This is a genomic window from Kitasatospora sp. NPDC049258 (assembly GCF_040678895.1).
Classification (GTDB): domain Bacteria; phylum Actinomycetota; class Actinomycetes; order Streptomycetales; family Streptomycetaceae; genus Kitasatospora.
Map to the genome: position 1 here is coordinate 25,353 of NZ_JBFAQT010000036.1, position 17,781 is coordinate 43,133.

Below are 17,781 nucleotides of genomic sequence, written 5' to 3' on the forward strand. Positions count from 1 at the left end.
CCCCTGCGACCTGCGGGGAAGCACTCCGGGGAATCGGATTTCGTCTCTCGGCGCACGTCCGGTAGAGTTCTACTCGTTGCGCCGGAGACGGAAGCAACAACAGCAGGACCGGGGTGTGGCGCAGCTTGGTAGCGCGCTTCGTTCGGGACGAAGAGGCCGTGGGTTCAAATCCCGCCACCCCGACCCAGTGCAGAGGGCCCATCGGAGAGATCCGATGGGCCCTCTGACGTTGTGCCAGCATGTGCTGCTGTGGCCGGCCTCGAAGATCGGCGGCCGCGCCCGTCGACCACCGGCTGACAGATCGCCAGAGGTGCGGTGAGGGGCTTGCCCGCGATGCCTGCCGCAAGGAGTGGACCCTGAACACGTCGTCGGCCGAAGCGCTGTCGGTAGGCCTGCTGCTGCTGGTGCTGGCCTGTGCCGTCGTCCGGCCGTGGGGCTGGCCGGAGGCCGTGGTGGCGGTGCCGGCCGCGGGCCTGGTGCTGGCGACCGGGGTGATCCCGCTCGACCACGCGGTGGCCGAGGCCCAGCGGCTCGGCCCGGTGATCGGCTTCCTGGCGGCCGTCCTGGTGCTGGCCCAGCTGTGCGACGACGAGGGGCTGTTCCAGGCCTGCGGTGCGTGGATGGCCCGCACCGCGACCGGTCGGCCGCGGCGGCTGCTGGTCCAGGTGTTCGCGATCGCCTCGGTCGTCACGGCGGTGCTCAGCCTGGACGCCACCGTGGTGCTGCTCACCCCGGTGGTCTTCGCCACCGCGGCCCGCCTCGGCGCCCGCCCCAAGCCGCACGTCTACGCCTGCACCCACCTGTCGAACACCGCCTCCCTGCTGCTGCCGGTCTCCAACCTGACCAACCTGCTGGCGTTCGCGGCCAGCGGGCTGAGCTTCACCCGGTTCGCCGCGCTGATGGCGCTTCCGTGGCTGGCGGCCATCGGCGTCGAGTACGCGGTGATGCGCAGGTTCTTCGCCGTCGACCTGGACGCCGGCGCCCGGGCCCCGGCCGCCGGCGCGGCGCCCCGGATGCCGCTGTTCGCGCTGGCCACCGTCGGCTGCACGCTGGCCGGCTTCATCCTCACCTCCGCGGTCGGCGTCGACCCGGCGTGGGCCGCGCTGGCCGGCGCCCTCGCGCTGGCCGGCCGGGCCCTGGCCCGGCGCCGGACCACCCCGCGGGCGATCCTGCGCTCCGCCTCGGTGCCCTTCCTCGCCTTCGTGCTGGCGCTCGGCATCGTGGTCCGCGCGGTGGTCGACAACGGGCTCGCCACGGCGCTCGCGCACCTCGTGCCGCAGGGCACCACGCTGCCGGCCCTGCTCGGCCTCGCCGCGCTGGCCGCCGTCCTGGCGAACCTGATCAACAACCTGCCCGCCACCCTGGTCCTGCTGCCCCTCACCGCCCCCGCCGGCCCCGCCGCGGTGCTCGCCGTGCTGCTCGGGGTGAACATCGGCCCGAACCTCACCTACGCCGGTTCGCTGGCCACCCTGCTGTGGCGGCGCATCGTCCGCGAGCACGACACCGAGGTCGGCCTCGCCGAGTTCACCCGGCTCGGGCTGCTCACCGTGCCCGCTTCCCTCGTCCTGGCGGTGGTGGCACTGTGGGGGTCCGTGCAGCTCATCGGAGGGTGAAGCCGTGACCGTCCTCGTCTGGATCACCGAGGGCACCTGGCCCGCCTGCGTCGACGCCGCCCGGGCCCATGCGCCGCGCGCTTCCGGGATCGTCCTGCTGCACGTCAGCGGGCTCGACGTGCCGGGCGCCGCGCACGGCGCGTTCGCCGGACTGCTCGGACGGGGCCACCCGTCCGGGCGTCGCCCGGCCGAGGGGTGGGGGAGCGACCCCGGCACCCGTCTGGAGGAGCTCGCCGCGGTCTCCGCCGACCGGCTGCTCACCGCCGCGGCCGACCGGCTCGCGCTGCCCTGCACCCGGGTGGAGCGGACCGGGCGGATCGAACGGGAGGTGGTCGCCGCCGCCGAAGGCGCCGACCTGCTGATCCTCGCCCGCGACGGGGACCGCGCCCGCCTGGGGCCGCGGAGCCTCGGCCCGGCCGGCCGCTTCGTGGTCGACCACGCCCCCTGCCCCGTGCTGCTGGTGTGGCCCGAATCCGCGCCCGGCGTCGCCACCCTCCCACCGCTGCCGCCCCACCAGCCCGACCAGCCCGACCAGCCCCACCAGCCCGACCAGCCCGACCAGCCCCACCAGCCCGACCAGCCCGACCGGCCCGACCGGCCCGAGCGCCGCTGACCCGCGCCGCCGCTGACCCGCGCCGCCGTCGCTCAGCCCCCGTGGGCGGCCTCGGGCGGCCGGAAACGCCAGCGGGTCGGCGAGCCGGTGAAGTCCTCCTGCCGGAGGCCGATCACCGCGGTCGGCCGCACCCGGAAGGTGGCGTTGACCGCCGGATCGAGGAAGTCGATCCCGTAGTCGGTGCGGTACTTCGCGTTGAGCCCGGCCAGGAAGGCGGCGATGGCGGCCGGTTCGGTCACCGCCGCGGCCCGGCCCTCCAGCACCACCGGCCGGTGCGGGTCGTCGGTGGCCACCACACAGTCCGGCCGCTCGGCCAGGTTCCGGGCCTTGCGGGACTGCCGGCTGCTGCTGAACCAGAGCGCCCCGTCGAGCCAGACGCCCCAGACCGGCATCGCGTGCGGCCGACCGTCCGGCCGGACGGTGCAGACCCAGTAGTCGTGCGAGTCGGTCAGCCGCCGCCGCGCCCAGGACCACGGCAGCAGGCCGCCGCCCCGGTCCGCCGGCAGGATCCCGTAGCCGGGCATGTGCGGCCGCCCGACGACGACCGGGTCGTCACCGGCCGGGTCGGACAGGCCGGGTAGATCGGGCAGGTCTTCGGGCACCGCGATCACCTCCGTCGGACACCGCACCCACCATCACCCCAGGGCATCGTACGGACACGCTGAGTGGCGGGCCACCGTGATCGCCCATAGCTTCGATCTGGCGGCCGTGTGCCCTGCCGGGGCCTCGGCACGTCGCAGCCCACGGACTCCACCGGACACCGGAAAGCAGGTCACCACGCCATGCCCACGCGACCGATCCACTACTGTGCGGGCCTCACCGCAGCCCTTCTCGCCAGCCTGGGAGCTGCTCCCCCCGCGCATGCCGCGACGTGGCATCTGGTCCGACCGGGCGAGTCGATCCAGCAGGCGGTCGATGCCGCGGCCCCCGGCGACAGCATCCAGATCCCGGCCGGCACCTACCGGGAGAGCGTCCTGGTCACCACCCCGGGCCTGACCATCCGCGGGATGGGCCGGGCCACCGTGATCACCCCCGCCGAGCAGCCCTCGGACAACGCCTGCGCCGCCGCCGGCCACGGGCTCTGCGTCACGGGCACCGCGGCCCAGCCGCTCACCGATGTCCGGATCGAGTCCCTCACGGTCCAGGGATTCGCCAAGAACGGCGTGTCGGCGACCATGACGGACGGGCTCCAGGTCCGCGGCCTGCTGGTCCGCGACAACGGCCAGCAGGGCATCAGCCAGGAGAAGTCCACCCGCGCGCACGTGGTCGGCAACGAGGCCGTGAACAACGGCCAGGCCGGCGTCTTCCTGGCCAACGCGGTCGACGCGGAGGGCGGTGCCATCGACACCCAGGGCACCGTGATCAGCGGCAACCGCCTCACCGGCAACCGGATCGGCGTCGTGGTCCGCCGCGCCCGCGAGCTCACCGTCGAGCACAACGCCATCTCCGGCAACTGCGGCGGCGTGTTCGTGGTGGGCGACGAGGGGATCCCCCGCGCCGGGGCGCTGACCGTCCGTCGCAACCACGTGTACGAGAACAACAAGTACTGCCCGCCCAACCCCCGGCTCGACTTCATCCAGGGCACCGGCATCCTCGTCACCGGCGCCGAGGACACCCTGGTGACCGGCAACCGGGTCGAGGACAACAGCGGCGCATCGCCGATGTCCGGCGGCATCGTGCTGTTCCGCAGCGTGGTTGGCACGCCGAACTCCCGGATCTCGGTCGAGGACAACGTCGTGCTCCGCAACGGCCCGGCCGACCTGGCCGACCGCGACAGCGCCGGGACGGACAACACCTTCGCCAAGAACACCTGCCACGTCTCCGAACCCGCCGGCCGTTGCTGATGACCCGCCCGGGCACCCGCCGGGCGCCCACCACGAGAGAGGTCGCCCGATGACCATCACCGAACCCGCCACCGCCACCGCTCCCTCCCCCGCCCCGTCCCCGCAGGCCGCGATGCGCCTGCGGGAGCTGGTCTTCGGCGCCGCCTGCGCCGCCGCCGTCCGCGCCGCCGCCTCGCTGGGCGTCGCCGACGCGCTCGGCGAGCAGCCCATGACGGTCGACCAGCTGGCCGCCGCCGTCCAGGCCGAGCCGAGGCCGCTGCGCCGGCTGCTGCGCGCGCTGTCCTGCTACGGCGTCTTCACGGAGACCGAGGACGACCGCTACGCCCACACCGACATGTCCCGCCAGCTGCGCGAGGACGCCCCGAACAGCCTGCGCCACATCGCGCTGTGGTGCACCGAGCCGTGGACCTGGCAGGCCTGGCCCCGCCTCGACGAGGCCGTCCGCTCCGGCCGGAACATCTTCCCGGACCTGTACGGCAAGGAGTTCTTCGACTACCTGCACTCCGACGCCGCCGACTCGGCCAAGGTCTTCAACCAGGCCATGACCAGCTCCAGCCGGCAGTCCGCGGCCGACCTCGCCGCCTTCCTGGACGACCTCGACGGCGTGTCCAGCGTGGTCGACATCGGCGGCGGCCAGGGCCATGTGCTGGCCAGCCTGCTGGAGAAGCACCCGCACCTGCACGGCACGCTGCTCGACCTCCCCCAGGTCGTCGCCAACGCCGACCCCCGGCTGCTGCCGGGCGGCGCCCTGGCCGACCGGACCCGGCTGGTCCCGGGCGACTGCCGGGTCGAGATCCCCGTCCAGGCCGATCTCTACATCATCAAGAACATCCTCGAATGGGACGACGAGAGCACCCGCCGCACGCTGCGCAACGTGCTCGCGGCCGCCCGCCCGGGCGCCCGGCTGGTGGTGGTGGAGAACCTGGTCGACGACAGCCCGTCGATGCGGTTCACCACCGCGATGGACCTGATGCTGCTGCTCAACGTCGGCGGCGCCAAGCACTCCCGGGAGAGCATGCTCGCGCTGATGACGGAGGCCGGGCTGCTGGTCCGGGACGTTCGGCCGGTCAACCCCTACCTGCACGCCTTCGAGAGCACCGTGCCCGCCTGATCCGGCGGCACAACGAGGTCCGGCCCGTCGGCGCTCGCCGACGGGCCGGACCCGTGTTCAGGTGCCCACAGGGGCTCAGAGCGCGGCGGCTCCGAAGCGGCGCCGGCGCAGCATCACCGCACCGGCCGCCACCCCGCCGCTCAGCAGGACGAAGGCGGCCGCACCGGGCCCGTCCACCGGCGCGGTGCCGCCACCGCCGGCGTGCACCCCGCCGGTCGGCCGCGGGTGCTCGGCAGCCGGCTCCGCGGCGGCCTCGGCGTCGTCGGCGGCCTCCCCGGCCTCCTCCGCGGCGGCGCGCGCCTGCTTCTCCTGCCAGGCCTGCTGTCCTTCGGGGCTGGCCGCCTTGGCCTGCTTCTGCTCCCAGGTGAGGACGGGGCGGTCCGCCCCGTCCTCCGCGTGGGCGGCCGGTGCGGCCAGCAGGACGGTGGCGGACAGCGCCGCTCCGGCGAGGAGAGCACGTGCGATACGCATGGACGGTCTTCCTTTCGGCCCTGGTGCGCCTGCCGACGCTCCGTCAGCACAGGGGACGCACGGGCACTTTCACCACCGTCCGCCACCATCGGGCCGGCTGCCACCGGGGTGCGACGTCAGGGTCACGATCGCCCGGCACGGCGGCCGGCCGGACCGGCCGGACACGCCGGGACCCCGCGCGCGGCGGGGTCCCACTCCTGCGACGGGGGCCGGTCGTGCACCGGCTCCGCGCACCCGATCGGGTGCGCGGAGCCCGGGTGGTACGGCCGGCGGGTGTCACGAGCTCCCGGCGCGCTCCCAGCGGTAGAACTCCCGCGCCATCGCGTCCTTGGGCTCACGCCAGGTGGCCGGGTCGTAGGCCTGGACGTACGCGGTGAGCTGCCGGCTGACGTCCCGGAACTCGGGGTGGCCGGCCAGCTCGGCGACCGCGGGGCCGGGCGGGCGGTCGGCCTCGATCAGGTGCATGTAGAGGTCGCCGAACTGGAACAGGCTGCGGCCGGTGACGCCGATCAGGTGCGGCAGCTCGCCCCGGTCGGAGGTCTCGAAGACCTCGGCGATGCCGGAGGCCGCGTCGGGCTTCATCCGGGCGACGATCAGGGTGCGGTGCAGCTCGCTCATGCGTTGGCCACCCGCTTCTCCACCTTGTCCCTGATCAGCTCCATCTGGATCCGCGAGTTGCGGTTGATGTGGTTGGTCATCGCCTCGTCGTCGACCGGCGCGGTGGGCTTCATGGCGAAGTCCTGGATCCAGCGCATCCGGGTGCCGTCCGGCGCCTCGGCGTACTCCCAGCGGATGTCCATGAACTCGAACGGGCCCGGCTCGACCCGGCGGGCGCGGACGGCGAGGGCGTGGCGGTCGGTCTCGCGCTCGGAGACCCAGCTCCAGACCGTGCCGTTCTCGTCGGGGTGCATGGTGAGGCGGAAGGTGGTCCGCTGGCCGTCGCGCTCCAGCACCTCGACGGTGGCGTACTCGCTGAACAGCTGCGGCCAGTTCTCCAGGTCGTTGGTGATCTCCCAGACCAGGTCGACGGGGGCGGCGATGAGGATCTCGTTGTCGGTGTGTCCGGCCATGTCAGGCTCCTGTCTTCACGGATGAGTTGACGGCGTCGAGGAACTGCTGCGGGGTCTTGGCCATCTCGGCCCCGGGGGCGATCTGGGCCTGGTAGCGGTTCTCCAGCTCGCCCACGATGCCGAGCAGGCCGAGCGAGTCGACGCCGAAGTCGTCGAAGGTGGCGTCGGGGTGCTCGATCGCCTCGGGGGCGATGGTGATGCCGGCCCGGGTCTTGATCAGCGCGGCGAGCTCTTCGTGCGTCAGGTGGTGGTTCATCAGGGTGTTCTCCTTGTCGGATCGGTCGGGCCGCCCACCGGCGCCCCGGTCAGGGCCGGCGCAGCACCAGGGCCGCGTTGGAGCCCATCAGCCCGCGGCTGAGCACCAGGGCGGTGCGCAGCTCGGCCGTGCGCGAGTAGCCCGTCACCAGGTCGAGGTCGTGGCAGACGTCGGTGACGTTGGGGGTGGGCGGTACCAGACCCTGCTCCATCGCGAGCACGGCGGCGGCGGAGTCGATCAGCGGTGCGCCGCAGTACGCCCGGCCGGTGCCGGCCTTGGGCGCGGTCACCGGGACGCGGGTGGCGTGGCCGCCGAGCGCGTCGGCGATGGCGAGGGCCTCGGCGCGGTCCGCCTCCGGTACGCCGAGGGCGTCCGCGAAGACCACGTCGATCTCGTCGGGGGCGCAGTGCGCCTCCTCCAGGGCGCCGCGGATGGCGTGCGCGAGGCCCTCCCGGGACTCCGCCCACCGCGAGGCGCCGGTGAAGGTGGCGGCGTGGCCCGCCAGGACGGCCCGGATCCGGGCGCCCCGGCGGCGGGCCGCGCCCTCGTCCTCGGCCACGAACATCGCGCCGCCCTCCGCGGGCACGAATCCGCCGGCCTGCGCGCTGAACGGCAGGTAGGCCCGGTCGGGGTCGTCGCTGAGGCTGAGCTCGCGGTATCCGAGCTGGCAGACCATCGAGTACGGGGCGAGCGGCGCCTCGGCGGCGCCCACCACGACGGTGTCGGTGCCGCGCCGGATGGTCCGGACGGCGTGGGCGAGGGCGTCGAGGCCGCCGGCCTCGTCGCTGGCCACCACCGCGCACGGCCCCTTGAAGCCGCCGCGGATCGAGATCTGGCCGGTGCTGGCCGCGTAGAACCAGGCGATGGACTGGTACGGGCCGACGAAGTGCGGGCCCTGGCCCCAGAGGTTCTGCAGCTCGCGCTGGCCGAACTCGCCGCCGCCGGAGCCGGCCGCGGTCACCACGCCCACCGCGAACGGGTCCTCGGGGTCCGCGCCGAGCCGGGCATCCTCCAGCGCCAGGTCGGCCGCGGCCATCGCGTAGTGCGTGAAGCGGTCGGTCTGGACGAGGTAGCGCCCTTCGATCGCGGCCTCGGCGTCGAAGCCGTGCACCTGGCCGGCGATCCGCATCGGCAGCTGCTCGCAGCCCTCCCGGGTGATCGGGCCGAGCGCGGTGGCACCCTCCCGGGTGGCCTTCCAGAAGTCGTCGGCGCCGACGCCGTTGGGCGCGATGACGCCGACGCCGGTGATCACGGCACGGCGGTCGGTCCGGGTGGTCATGCCGTCACCCCCTCACGTCGCAGGACGACCGCGGACTGGAAGCCGCCGAATCCGCTGCCGACCGAGAGCACGTTGCGCAGCGGGAGCGAGCGGGCGGTCCTCGGCACGTAGTCGAGGTCGCACTCCGGGTCCGGGGTCTCGTAGTTGGCGGTCGGCGGGACCACCCCGTTGTCCAGCGCCAGGGCGCAGGCGACCAGCTCGATGGCGCCGATCGCGCCGAGCGAGTGGCCGACCATCGACTTGATCGAGCTCATCGGCGTCCCGTAGGCGTGGGTGCCCAGCGAGCGCTTGACGGCCGCCGTCTCGTGGCGGTCGTTCTGCTTGGTGCCGGAGCCGTGCGCGTTGACGTAGTCGATGTCGGAGCTGTTCACCCGCGCCTGGTTCAGCGCGCTGTCGATCGCCTCCGACATCTCCCGGCCCTCCTGGGTGAGCCCGGTCATGTGGTACGCGTTGCCGAACGTCGCGAAGCCGCTGACCTCGCAGTAGATCCGGGCGCCCCGGCGGCGGGCGTGTTCCAGCTCCTCCAGGATCAGGACGGCGCCGCCCTCGCCCAGCACGAAGCCGTCCCGGTTGGCGTCGAACGGCCGGGAGGCGTGCGCGGGGTCGTCGTTGCGCTCGGAGGTCGCGTGGATGGCGTCGAAGCAGGCCACCGTGATCGGGGAGATCGGCGAGTCCGAGGCGCCGGCGACGCACACGTCGGCCCGGCCGTCCTGGATGCTCTGGAAGGCGTAGCCGACCGCGTCGAGGCCGGAGGTGCAGCCGGTGGAGACGGTCTGGACCGGTCCGCGGGCGCCGCTCTGCTCGGCGACCGCGGAGGCGAGCGTGCTCGGGGCGAAGGCCCGGTGCAGGTGCTGCTCGGCCTTGCGGTGGTCCACGTCCCAGCGCGCGCCGCCGGCGCTGACCAGGGCGTAGTCGTGCTCCAGCCGGGTGGTGCCGCCGACCGCGGTGCCCAGCGACACCCCGATCCGCCAGGGATCCTCGGCGGCGAGGTCGAGGCCCGAGTCGCGGACCGCCTCGGCGGCGGCGACCAGGGCGAACTGGACGTACCGGTCCGCGCGGGCGATCTGCTCCCCGTCCAGCCCGCAGGCCGACGGGTCGAAGTCGCACTCCGCGGCGATCCTGGAGCGGAATCCGGTGGGGTCGAACAGGGTGATGCCGCGGGTCGCCGTGCGACCGGCGGTCAGCAGGTCCCAGAAGGCCCGGACCCCGACGCCGCCGGGGGCGACGATGCCGATCCCGGTGACCGCGACGCGCCTGGTCACGAGTTCACCCGGACGTGTTCCGGGGGGACGGCCCGGTGTGACTCCTCACTGCGGGTCTCCTCGGTGTCCACGTGGCCCAGCTCCGGCCGGGGGGCGAGCGGCCCGAGGTGGAAGACCATCCGGGCCTCGGTGTCGCCGACGTTGCGGAAGCGGTGCTTCATGTTGATCGGGATCATGAGCCCCTGCTCGGGGCGCAGCGGGTGCGCGACCCCGTCGAGGTCCACCTCCAGGTCGCCGCAGACGACGTAGACGAACTCCTCGGAGTACGGGTGGTAGTGCTCGCCGATCCGGTCTCCCGGTTGGACGATGGCCAGGCCCATGAACCCGCTGGTGGCGCCCACGGTGGTCGGGGTGAGCATGGCGCGCAGGTCGCCGCCGCGTCGGCGGTTCGGCTCGGCCTCGTCGACGTGCACGATGCGTGGGAACTGCGTGGTCATGGTGCTACCTCCAAGATGACTGGCTGGAAAGGCCCCTGACCGGCCGGCGGCCGGTCGGAGCACGTGCTGGCGGGTCGGATCAGGCGTCCTTCGAGCTGCGGTCGGTGACCAGGTCCATCCGGCACTCGCCGAGGAAGGCGACCAGCCCCGCGCCGTCGTTCAGGTCGTGGCCCTCCAGCTCGACCAGCCGGGCGAGCACGCCCGCGACCCGCGGGCCGTCCACCCCGAGCGCCAGGGCGGGCACCGACTCCGGGGGCTCCAGCAGGTCGACCACCCGGACCACCAGGTCCTCGCGCTGGAACAGGGTCGCGGCCACCAGCGCGCCGCCCGGCTCGGCCACCGCCAGCTGGTCCTGGCGGGCCAGCAGGCCGGCCACCGCGGCGCCGCAGCCGCCGCGCACCGGGTAGGCCAGCGCGTACCGGGTGACCTGGCCGGACGGCCGCTCCTGGGCCGCGACGTGGTGCACCGCGGGCAGCGCCGCGCGCATGAAGAAGGACCGCGCGGACTCCGGGTTGTCGAGGTCGCGGGCCTCCTCCAGGTGCGGGTTGATGGCCTCCTCGACCGCGCGGACCTCGGGCTGCATCGCCACGTGGCGCAGCGCGGCGCCGAGGTCGCCGGCCACCTCGACGGCCCGCACCACCCGGTTGCCGCGCATGAAGAGCGAGGTCCGCAGCAGCCGGGTGTGGTCGTCCACCCGGGCGGCCGGCGAGCGGTAGCCCGCGAGGATCTGGGCCACGGCCCGCTCGCTGCCCGGCTTCACGGTGAAGGTCAGCGCGTGCCGGACGGTGCCGTCGGTGACCGGTGCGGGCCCGTCGAAGGTCCGGTCGCCCGCGGTCTCCCGCATGATGTTGTAGCGCAGCGAGCGGGTGTCGCGGACGCAGCCGTGCAGCGGCTTGACCATCTCGCGGTGGGCCTCGCTGTCCACCCAGGCCAGGAACGGCTGGGCGCTCTCCCACTCGCTGGTGATCAGCCACTGCGAGGGGTCCTCGATCGACTGGCAGAGCTGGTCGCTGACGTGCCCGGGTACGGCGGCCACCTGGTGGCGGAGCTGCTCGTAGGCGTCGAGGAAGCGCTGCTGGGTGCCGTCCATGATGTCGCAGAACAGCACCACGCGAAGCCGCGAGGTGGTGAGGGGCTGGGGCCGCGATACGGGTTCGGTCAGGGTCGTCATGATCCACTTTCTCCTTGGGAGGGACGGGCGGCCGTCGCGGCCCGGTGCGCCTGGCGGGTGGCGGTGCGCGCCCGGCCTCGGGGCCGGACGGAGCCGCTCGGACGGCGTGCGCCCGGCGCCGCCGCGGTGATCTGACGTGACGTCGGTCGGACGTCCGGTCAGGTGGCCGCCCGGGCGCCCGAGACCGCCGGGTCGCCGACCTTCAGGCCTGAGCTCGATCGTGGGGCGCCGTCGGCGGCGGCGCGAGGGCTGGAAGCCATCCGAGCGAAAACCACGGACATGACATCCCTCACCGAGCGTGCGGGCCGTCGGCGCCGGAGTCTGTACCTGGGCTCTGAAGACGTCGGCACCCAGCCGCTGGCAGGCCTCCGTGTCCCCCGCAAGGTCCCGTAGAGATCTGGAGCAATCGATGAATTCGAAGGTCAGCGACCGGGTGCCGGTCCTCATCGTGGGCGGCTCGCTGGTGGGGCTGTCCGCCTCACTGTTCCTCGGCCGCCTCGGTGTCGGACACCTGCTGGTCGAGAAGCACGCCGGCACCTCGCACCACCCGCGCGGCCGCGGCAACAACGTCCGGACGATGGAGCTGTTCCGCGCCGCGGGCGTGGAGCAGGCGATCCGCGAGGCGGCCTCGGTGCTGGCCGAGAACCACGGGATCCTGCAGGCCGACACGCTCACCGGGGCCGACCAGGAGTGGCTGTTCAAGGAGATCGACCCGGGTGGCGCGCTGGCCCGGTTCAGCCCGACCGGGTGGTGCCTGTGCAGCCAGAACGACCTGGAGCCGGTGCTGCTCAAGCACGCCCGGGCGCTCGGCGGCGACCTGCGGTTCGGCACCGAGCTGGTGGAGTTCGAGCAGGACGCGGACGGCGTCACGGCGGTGCTGCGCGACCGGGAGACCGACGAGCTGCGCACCGTGCGCGCCGACTACCTGATCGCCGCCGACGGCCCGCGCAGCCCGGTGCGGGAGCGGCTGGGCATCGGCCAGGACGGCCCCGGCGACCTGTTCCACAACGTCAGCATCACCTTCCGCGCCAAGCGGCTGGCGGACGTGGTGGGCGAGCGCCGCTTCATCGCCTGCTACCTGACCAACCCGCAGGGCGACGGGGCCCTGCTGCCGGTCGACAACCAGGAGCAGTGGGTCTTCCACGCCCCCTGGCACCCCGAGCACGGCGAGCCGTTGGAGGACTTCACCGACGAGCGCTGCGTGCGGCACATCCGGGCCGCCGTCGGCGCACCGGACATGGAGATCGAGATCACCGGGAAGGCGCCCTGGCACGCCGCCGAGCGGGTGGCCCGGAGGTACCGCGACGGGCGGGTGTTCCTGGCCGGCGACTCCGCCCACGAGATGTCCCCCACCGGCGCGTTCGGCTCGAACACCGGTATCCAGGACGCGCACAACCTGGCCTGGAAGCTGGCCGCCGTGCTGGGCGGCTGGGCCGGGCCCGGTCTGCTGGAGACCTACGGTCAGGAGCGGCAGCCGGTGGCCCGGGCGACCGGGGCCCGGGCCTCGGCCCGGTCCGCCGAGCACCGGCACCCGGGCTACGACGCGGTGCCGGGCGCGGGCCGGCAGAAGAACGTGCTGGCGGTCGCGCTCGGCTACCGCTACCCGGTGGGCGCCGTGGTGGGGACGGACCCCGAGCTGTCGCCGGTGCCGGACGGCTTCGCCGCGACCGGCGACCCCGGCACCCGGGCGCCGCACCTTTGGGTGCGCCGGGCCGGGGTCCGGATCTCCACCCTCGACCTGTTCGAGGACTCCCTGGTGCTCCTCGCCGGGCCCGAGGGCGCGGCCTGGAAGGCCGCCGCGGAGCGGATCACCGCGCGCACCGGCGTCCCGCTGGCGGCGTACCGGATCGGTACCGGGCCGGAGCACGAGCTGGCGCCGGAGCCCGGGTCGGAGTGGGCGCAGGCGTACGGCAGCACGGCCGACGGCGCGGTGCTGGTGCGCCCGGACGGGTTCGTGGCCTGGCGGTCGGGTGGGGAGGGGCCGACGGGCGAGCCGGAGACGGTGCTGGACGAGGTGCTGCGGGCGGTGCTGCACCCGGCGGGCTGAGCCGCGCGGAGCCGGCGGCGGGCGCTGGACTCAGTGCCCGCCGCCGACTCGGTGCCCGCCGCAGGCTCAGCGCTCGTCGCCGCTCAGGCTGCCGGCCCGGTCGGGCTCGGCGGCCTCGGCCCGGGCCCGGCGCGCCCGGCCTGCCGCCCCGTCCACCAGCGTCACCAGCAGGGCCAGCACCACGAAGCCGAGGGCGACCAGCAGGCCCCGCTGGAAGGCCCCGGCCCAGTCGCCCGGGTGGGCGCCCACCTGGGAGAAGAACACCGAGCCCACGGCCGCGATGCCGACCGCGGAGCCGATCCGCTGCGCGGTCTGCAGGACGCCGCCCGCGCTGCCGGCCCGGGCCACCGGCACCCGGCTGAGCGTCAGGGTCTGGTTCGGCGAGACGACCAGGCCGCTGCCCACACCGGCCAGCAGCAGCGGCGCGGCGGTCGCCCAGCCGACCTCGCGCCCGGACCACAGGTGGACCGCCAGCGCCGCCGCGGACAGGCCCGCCACCACCAGCACCAGCCCCGAGGTCACCACCAGCTGCCCGAACCGGTGCACCACCCGGCCGCCGACCGTGGCAGCCACCGCCGAACCGAGGGCGAACGGGGTGATCGCCAGGCCGGCCAGCAGGGCGCTGTAGTGCCGGCCGCTCTGCAGGTAGAGGCTGAACACGAAGAAGATCGCGGTGAATCCGGCGAAGTAGACCAGCGAGAGCAGCACGCCGAGCGAGTACGAGCGGGCCCGGAACAGGCTCATCCGCACCACCGGCTCGTGGCTGCGGCCGTAGTGCAGCTCCCAGCCGGCGAAGGCCGCCAGCAGCACGGCGGCCCCGATCAGCAGCAGCCACTTGGCGTCGCCCTGCCACTGCTGCTCCACGAAGGGCAGCAGCAGGAGCAGGGTGCCGGCGCCGAGCAGCAGGACGCCGACCGGGTCGAAGTCGCCCCGGCGGTGCGGGCCGGGTGCGGGGCTCGGGTCGGCGGCCTTCCCGGGCAGCAGGCGGTAGGCGGCCGGCAGCGCGACCAGGCCGATCGGCAGGTTGACGTAGAAGACCCAGCGCCAGCCCTCGGCGGCCCCGAACGCCTCGATCAGCAGGCCGCCCAGCAGCGGGCCGACGGCGGTGGAGACGCCGATCGTGGTGCCCAGCATCCCGAACGCCCGGCCGCGCTCCTGGCCGCTGAAGAGCTGCTGGATGAAGCCGGAGATCTGCGGGACGAGCACACCGCCCGCCAGGCCCTGCACCAGCCGGGCGCCCACCAGCCAGCCCTCGTTCTGCGCCGCCCCGGCCACCGCGCTGGCGGCGGTGAACAGGGCCAGCCCGGTCATGAAGACCGCGCGGCGGCTGCGGGCGTCCCCGAGCCGCCCGGCCGGGACCAGCACCAGGCCGAAGGCCAGCGCGTAGCCGGAGAGCACCCATTGCAGGCCGCTGTCCGACATCCGCAGGCCGGTCCGCACGGACGGCAGTGCGACGTTGACGATGCTGATGTCGAGCAGCGTCATGGAGCCGGCCAGCAGGCACACCGAGAGGGCCTGCCAGCGGCGGTCGGAGGCCGGGCCGGCCTCGGTCGGAGCGGGTGCGGTCACGGTGCGGCCTTTCGGGGTGCGGGCACGGGTGGGCCGGGCGCGGGCACGGGGAGGCTGGAGCGGGCCCGGGGAGGCTGGAGCGGGCGGTCAGCCCTCGGGGTTGAGGTGCGGCAGCACCCGGTCGAGCCAGCGCGGCGTCCACCAGGCCCACGTGCCGAGCAGCGTCATCACGGCCGGGACGAGCAGCAGGCGGACCACGGTGGCGTCGATCAGCACGCTGACCGCGAGGCCCAGGCCGAGCATCTTGATGACGATGTTGTCGCTGAGGATGAAGGCCGCGAACACGGAGAACATGATGAGTGCGGCGCAGCTGATCACCCGGGCGGTGATCTCCAGCGCGTGCGCGACGCTGGCCCTGCTGTCCCCCGTCCTGGTCCAGGCCTCGTGCACCCGGGAGAGCAGGAAGATCTCGTAGTCCATGCTCAGGCCGAAGACGATCGCGAACATCATCATCGGCACGTAGCTCTCGATCGGCACCGTGCCGTTGACGCCCAGGGCCGGGCCGCCCCAGCCCCACTGGAAGACCGCCACCACCACGCCGTAGGAGGCGGAGATCGACAGCAGGTTGAGCACGGCCGCCTTGAGCGCGACCAGGGGGCCGCGGAAGACCAGCAGGATGATCAGGAAGGCCAGCCCGACCACCACCGCGATGATCACCGGGAGCCGTTCGGAGACGATGTCGAGGAAGTCGACCTGCCCGGCCGTGCTGCCGGTGACGTAGCCCGTGGCCGGTGTGCCCGCCAGGGCGTCCGGCAGGACGGTGTCCTTCAGCTGGTTGACCAGATGGGTGGTGTTCTCGTCCTGCGGCACGGTCGAGGAGTAGACCGTGCCGAACAGCACCTCGCCGTCCGGGGTCTGCTGGAGCGGCGTGACGCTGGAGGCGCCCGGCAGGCCGGTGAGCGCCTGCTGGACGGTGCCGGCCTGGGCGGCGCGGTCGCCGGCGGCCACCGAGCTCTGGTCGATCACCACGGTCAGCGGGCCGTTGGAGCCCGGCCCGAAGGCGTCGGTCATCAGGTCGAAGGCGCGGCGGTCGGTGAAGGTGATCGGGTCGGCGCCGTCGTCGATGTGGCCGAGCTGGATCGAGAACAGCGGGATGGCCAGCACGCCGATCACCACCACGCCGCCGATCAGGAACGTCCAGGGCCGGAACTCGACCCGCCGGGCGTACCGGTGCCAGAAGCCCTGGGCCTCCTCCCCCGGGGCGGCCGAGGACTCGGCGATGGGGGTGCGCACCCGGAAGCGGTCGATCCGGGGCCCGATCAGGCCGAGCAGGGCCGGCAGCAGGGTGAGCGCGCCCAGCACCGCGGAGACCACGGTCACGGCGGCCGCGACGCCGAGCTTGGTGATGAAGGTGACGCCGGAGGCCGAGAGGCCGGTGAGCGCCACGATCACCGTGCAGCCGGAGACCAGCACCGCCCGGCCGCTGGTGGACACGGCGCGGCCGGCCGAGGCGATCGGATCCATGCCGTCCATCAGGTCCTGGCGGTGACGGGTGATCAGGAAGAGGGCGTAGTCGATGCCCACCCCCAGTCCGATCATGGTGGCCAGGGTCGGCGAGACGGTGGCGAAGGTGGCCGCGGCCGCCAGCAGGCCGAGGCAGGCCAGCCCGACGATCACCCCGATCAGCGCGGTGACCAGGGGCAGGCCGGCCGCGATCACGCTGCCGAAGCCGATCAGCAGGACCAGGATCGCCACCCCGAAGCCGATCGCCTCACTGGTCCGGTCGTCCGGCGCGGGCCGGGCCAGTTCGCCCAGCGAGCCGCCGTACTCCACCTCCACGCCGACCGCCCGCAACGGGGCGACCGCGTCGTCGACCCCGGTCAGGTACGGGTCGCCGAGGGTGCTGGGGTTGGAGTCGAAGCGGATCGTGATGAAGCCGGTCTGCCCGTTCGCGGACAGCGGGCCGGTCGGCTGGGAGGGCACGGCGAGCGGGTTCTGCACCGAGGTCACGTGCGGCAGCTGCTGCAGCGCGGTGACCACCTGCGCGATCTGGCTCTGGAAGGTGCTGAGCGGCTGGGCGTCGTTCAGCACCACCGGGGAGCTGTAGCCGCCGATCGAGGGGTCGTGGTCCTGGAGGACGTTCTGGCCGATGCTGGACTGCGAGCCGGGGAGCGCGAAGTCGTCCGAGTACTCTCCGCCGAACAGCCGGTTGACCGCCTGGAGGCCGCCGAGGGCGACCAGCCAGATCAGCAGGACGACCAGCCAGTGCCGGGCGCACCAGGAACCGAGGCGCCAGAGTGCTCCGGTGCCGCTGCTCGCGGTGGCGCTGGCGGGCGGGGGGTGCGGGACGGACATGCGCTCTCCCGGACGGCTGCGGCACCGACCCCCCGGCCGGCGCTCATCTCTGTGGTTTTTCCGACCATACGTACCGTCAGGACGGGCCCTGTCGTGACACACTCCGCCGGACGGGTGGCCCGATCGGCCGTCAGATGCCCAGGCTCGCGGCCCGGGCCGCCGCGTGGTCGAGCAGCCGGTGCACGTCCGCCTGCGTGGTGCCGGCGGCGTCGTTGTAGGCGTCCGGCGAGCTGACCGGCCGCCCGGTGGCGTGCAGGACCTCCATCACCTGGGTGCGCGCGCGGCGGGCGGTGTACGGGGTGCCGTAGCCGTGCGCGAGGACGGCGGCCTGGGCGCCGAGCAGGCAGACCCGGCCCTCGCGGTCCCACATCGCGCCCTGGAGCCAGCCGAAGGCGGTCAGGTAGCGGGTGGTGAGCCGCAGGTGGCCGGCCACGGTGACCTCGACCGGGCGGGCCGGGCGGCGGGCCAGCCGGTCCAGCACGGTCCGGCGGGGCAGCGGGTACCCCGCGTACCACGGCAGCAGGGTGCTGCCCAGCGGGCAGACGTACGGCTGGAGCGGCCGGGCCGGGCCGGGCAGCGAGGCCAGGTAGGCCTCCACCTCGGCGACCAGGCCGGAGGCGGCGACGGTGAGCGTCGGATGGTCACGGTTCGACAGGGCGACGGCCATGAATGCACTCCATTTGTCCTGGTTTGGTGGCATTCATTGATAACCCGGCGGGCCGGCGACGGCTCGTCAGGCCTGC

At 74.0% G+C, this 17,781-nt stretch carries 17 protein-coding genes and 1 tRNA gene; 6 read left to right on the top strand and 12 right to left on the bottom strand.

The window, feature by feature from the left end; genetic code table 11:
- Positions 1 to 109: 109 nt before the first annotated feature.
- The 3 genes from AB0K43_RS24740 (at position 110) to AB0K43_RS24750 (ending at position 2,226) form a co-directional block, all read left to right on the top strand.
- Positions 110 to 183, top strand: a tRNA-Pro gene (locus tag AB0K43_RS24740).
- 173 nt (positions 184 to 356) lie between these two features.
- On the top strand, positions 357 to 1,613 hold the full coding sequence (locus AB0K43_RS24745; protein WP_363643378.1) for an SLC13 family permease: 1,257 nt from the start codon (positions 357 to 359) through the stop codon (positions 1,611 to 1,613).
- Positions 1,614 to 1,617: 4 nt separating this feature from the next.
- Positions 1,618 to 2,226, top strand: a complete 609-nt coding sequence (locus AB0K43_RS24750; protein ID WP_363643301.1) for a universal stress protein — start codon at positions 1,618 to 1,620, stop codon at positions 2,224 to 2,226.
- Positions 2,227 to 2,258: 32 nt separating this feature from the next.
- Here AB0K43_RS24750 and AB0K43_RS24755 read toward each other — a convergent pair whose 3' ends face one another.
- Positions 2,259 to 2,828, bottom strand: coding sequence for a pyridoxamine 5'-phosphate oxidase family protein (locus tag AB0K43_RS24755; RefSeq protein ID WP_363643303.1), 570 nt, complete (start codon positions 2,826 to 2,828; stop codon positions 2,259 to 2,261).
- Between the two features lie 180 nt (positions 2,829 to 3,008).
- Between AB0K43_RS24755 and AB0K43_RS24760 the strand changes: the two genes are divergently transcribed.
- Together AB0K43_RS24760 and AB0K43_RS24765 are read left to right on the top strand one after the other, a co-directional pair.
- Positions 3,009 to 4,070 carry a right-handed parallel beta-helix repeat-containing protein gene (locus AB0K43_RS24760; RefSeq protein ID WP_363643305.1) on the top strand — a complete coding sequence of 354 codons (1,062 nt, stop codon included), beginning with the start codon at positions 3,009 to 3,011 and terminating at the stop codon, positions 4,068 to 4,070.
- Between the two features lie 49 nt (positions 4,071 to 4,119).
- A complete protein-coding gene (locus AB0K43_RS24765) occupies positions 4,120 to 5,181 on the top strand; it encodes a methyltransferase (protein ID WP_363643307.1) in 1,062 nt (353 codons plus the stop codon).
- A 75-nt stretch (positions 5,182 to 5,256) separates the two neighbouring features.
- Here AB0K43_RS24765 and AB0K43_RS24770 read toward each other — a convergent pair whose 3' ends face one another.
- From AB0K43_RS24770 to AB0K43_RS24805, 8 genes are all read right to left on the bottom strand, one after another.
- Positions 5,257 to 5,652: a hypothetical protein gene (locus AB0K43_RS24770; RefSeq protein WP_363643309.1), complete on the bottom strand. Its 396-nt coding sequence runs from the start codon at positions 5,650 to 5,652 to the stop codon at positions 5,257 to 5,259.
- 276 nt (positions 5,653 to 5,928) lie between these two features.
- Positions 5,929 to 6,261, bottom strand: coding sequence for a TcmI family type II polyketide cyclase (locus tag AB0K43_RS24775; RefSeq protein ID WP_363643380.1), 333 nt, complete (start codon positions 6,259 to 6,261; stop codon positions 5,929 to 5,931).
- 5 nt (positions 6,262 to 6,266) lie between these two features.
- The gene (locus AB0K43_RS24780; RefSeq protein WP_363643311.1) at positions 6,267 to 6,722 is read right to left on the bottom strand and encodes an SRPBCC family protein; all 456 of its coding nucleotides are present in this window, start codon (positions 6,720 to 6,722) and stop codon (positions 6,267 to 6,269) included.
- A 1-nt stretch (position 6,723) separates the two neighbouring features.
- Complete coding sequence (locus AB0K43_RS24785) at positions 6,724 to 6,978, bottom strand: acyl carrier protein (protein WP_363643313.1); 255 nt, start codon at positions 6,976 to 6,978, stop codon at positions 6,724 to 6,726.
- Between the two features lie 49 nt (positions 6,979 to 7,027).
- Entirely contained in the window at positions 7,028 to 8,257 is a 1,230-nt protein-coding gene (locus AB0K43_RS24790; protein ID WP_363643315.1) for a beta-ketoacyl synthase N-terminal-like domain-containing protein, read from the bottom strand.
- Positions 8,254 to 9,519 carry a beta-ketoacyl-[acyl-carrier-protein] synthase family protein gene (locus tag AB0K43_RS24795; RefSeq protein ID WP_363643317.1) on the bottom strand — a complete coding sequence of 422 codons (1,266 nt, stop codon included), beginning with the start codon at positions 9,517 to 9,519 and terminating at the stop codon, positions 8,254 to 8,256. The genes AB0K43_RS24790 and AB0K43_RS24795 overlap by 4 nt, the downstream gene beginning before the upstream one ends.
- Positions 9,516 to 9,956, bottom strand: a complete 441-nt coding sequence (locus AB0K43_RS24800; RefSeq protein ID WP_363643319.1) for a cupin domain-containing protein — start codon at positions 9,954 to 9,956, stop codon at positions 9,516 to 9,518. Before AB0K43_RS24800 ends, AB0K43_RS24795 begins: the two co-directional genes overlap by 4 nt.
- A gap of 79 nt (positions 9,957 to 10,035) precedes the next feature.
- Positions 10,036 to 11,127 carry a SchA/CurD-like domain-containing protein gene (locus AB0K43_RS24805; RefSeq protein ID WP_363643321.1) on the bottom strand — a complete coding sequence of 364 codons (1,092 nt, stop codon included), beginning with the start codon at positions 11,125 to 11,127 and terminating at the stop codon, positions 10,036 to 10,038.
- Positions 11,128 to 11,536: 409 nt separating this feature from the next.
- Between AB0K43_RS24805 and AB0K43_RS24810 the strand changes: the two genes are divergently transcribed.
- Positions 11,537 to 13,174, top strand: coding sequence for an FAD-dependent monooxygenase (locus tag AB0K43_RS24810; RefSeq protein WP_363643323.1), 1,638 nt, complete (start codon positions 11,537 to 11,539; stop codon positions 13,172 to 13,174).
- A 66-nt stretch (positions 13,175 to 13,240) separates the two neighbouring features.
- On the opposite strand, the gene AB0K43_RS24815 is transcribed toward AB0K43_RS24810, so the two are convergent.
- From AB0K43_RS24815 to AB0K43_RS24825, 3 genes are all read right to left on the bottom strand, one after another.
- Complete coding sequence (locus AB0K43_RS24815) at positions 13,241 to 14,743, bottom strand: MFS transporter (RefSeq protein WP_363643325.1); 1,503 nt, start codon at positions 14,741 to 14,743, stop codon at positions 13,241 to 13,243.
- Positions 14,744 to 14,830: 87 nt separating this feature from the next.
- Positions 14,831 to 17,038, bottom strand: coding sequence for an MMPL family transporter (locus AB0K43_RS24820; protein ID WP_363643327.1), 2,208 nt, complete (start codon positions 17,036 to 17,038; stop codon positions 14,831 to 14,833).
- Positions 17,039 to 17,168: 130 nt separating this feature from the next.
- Positions 17,169 to 17,705, bottom strand: coding sequence for a hypothetical protein (locus AB0K43_RS24825; protein WP_363643329.1), 537 nt, complete (start codon positions 17,703 to 17,705; stop codon positions 17,169 to 17,171).
- Between the last annotated feature and the right edge of the window lie 76 nt (positions 17,706 to 17,781).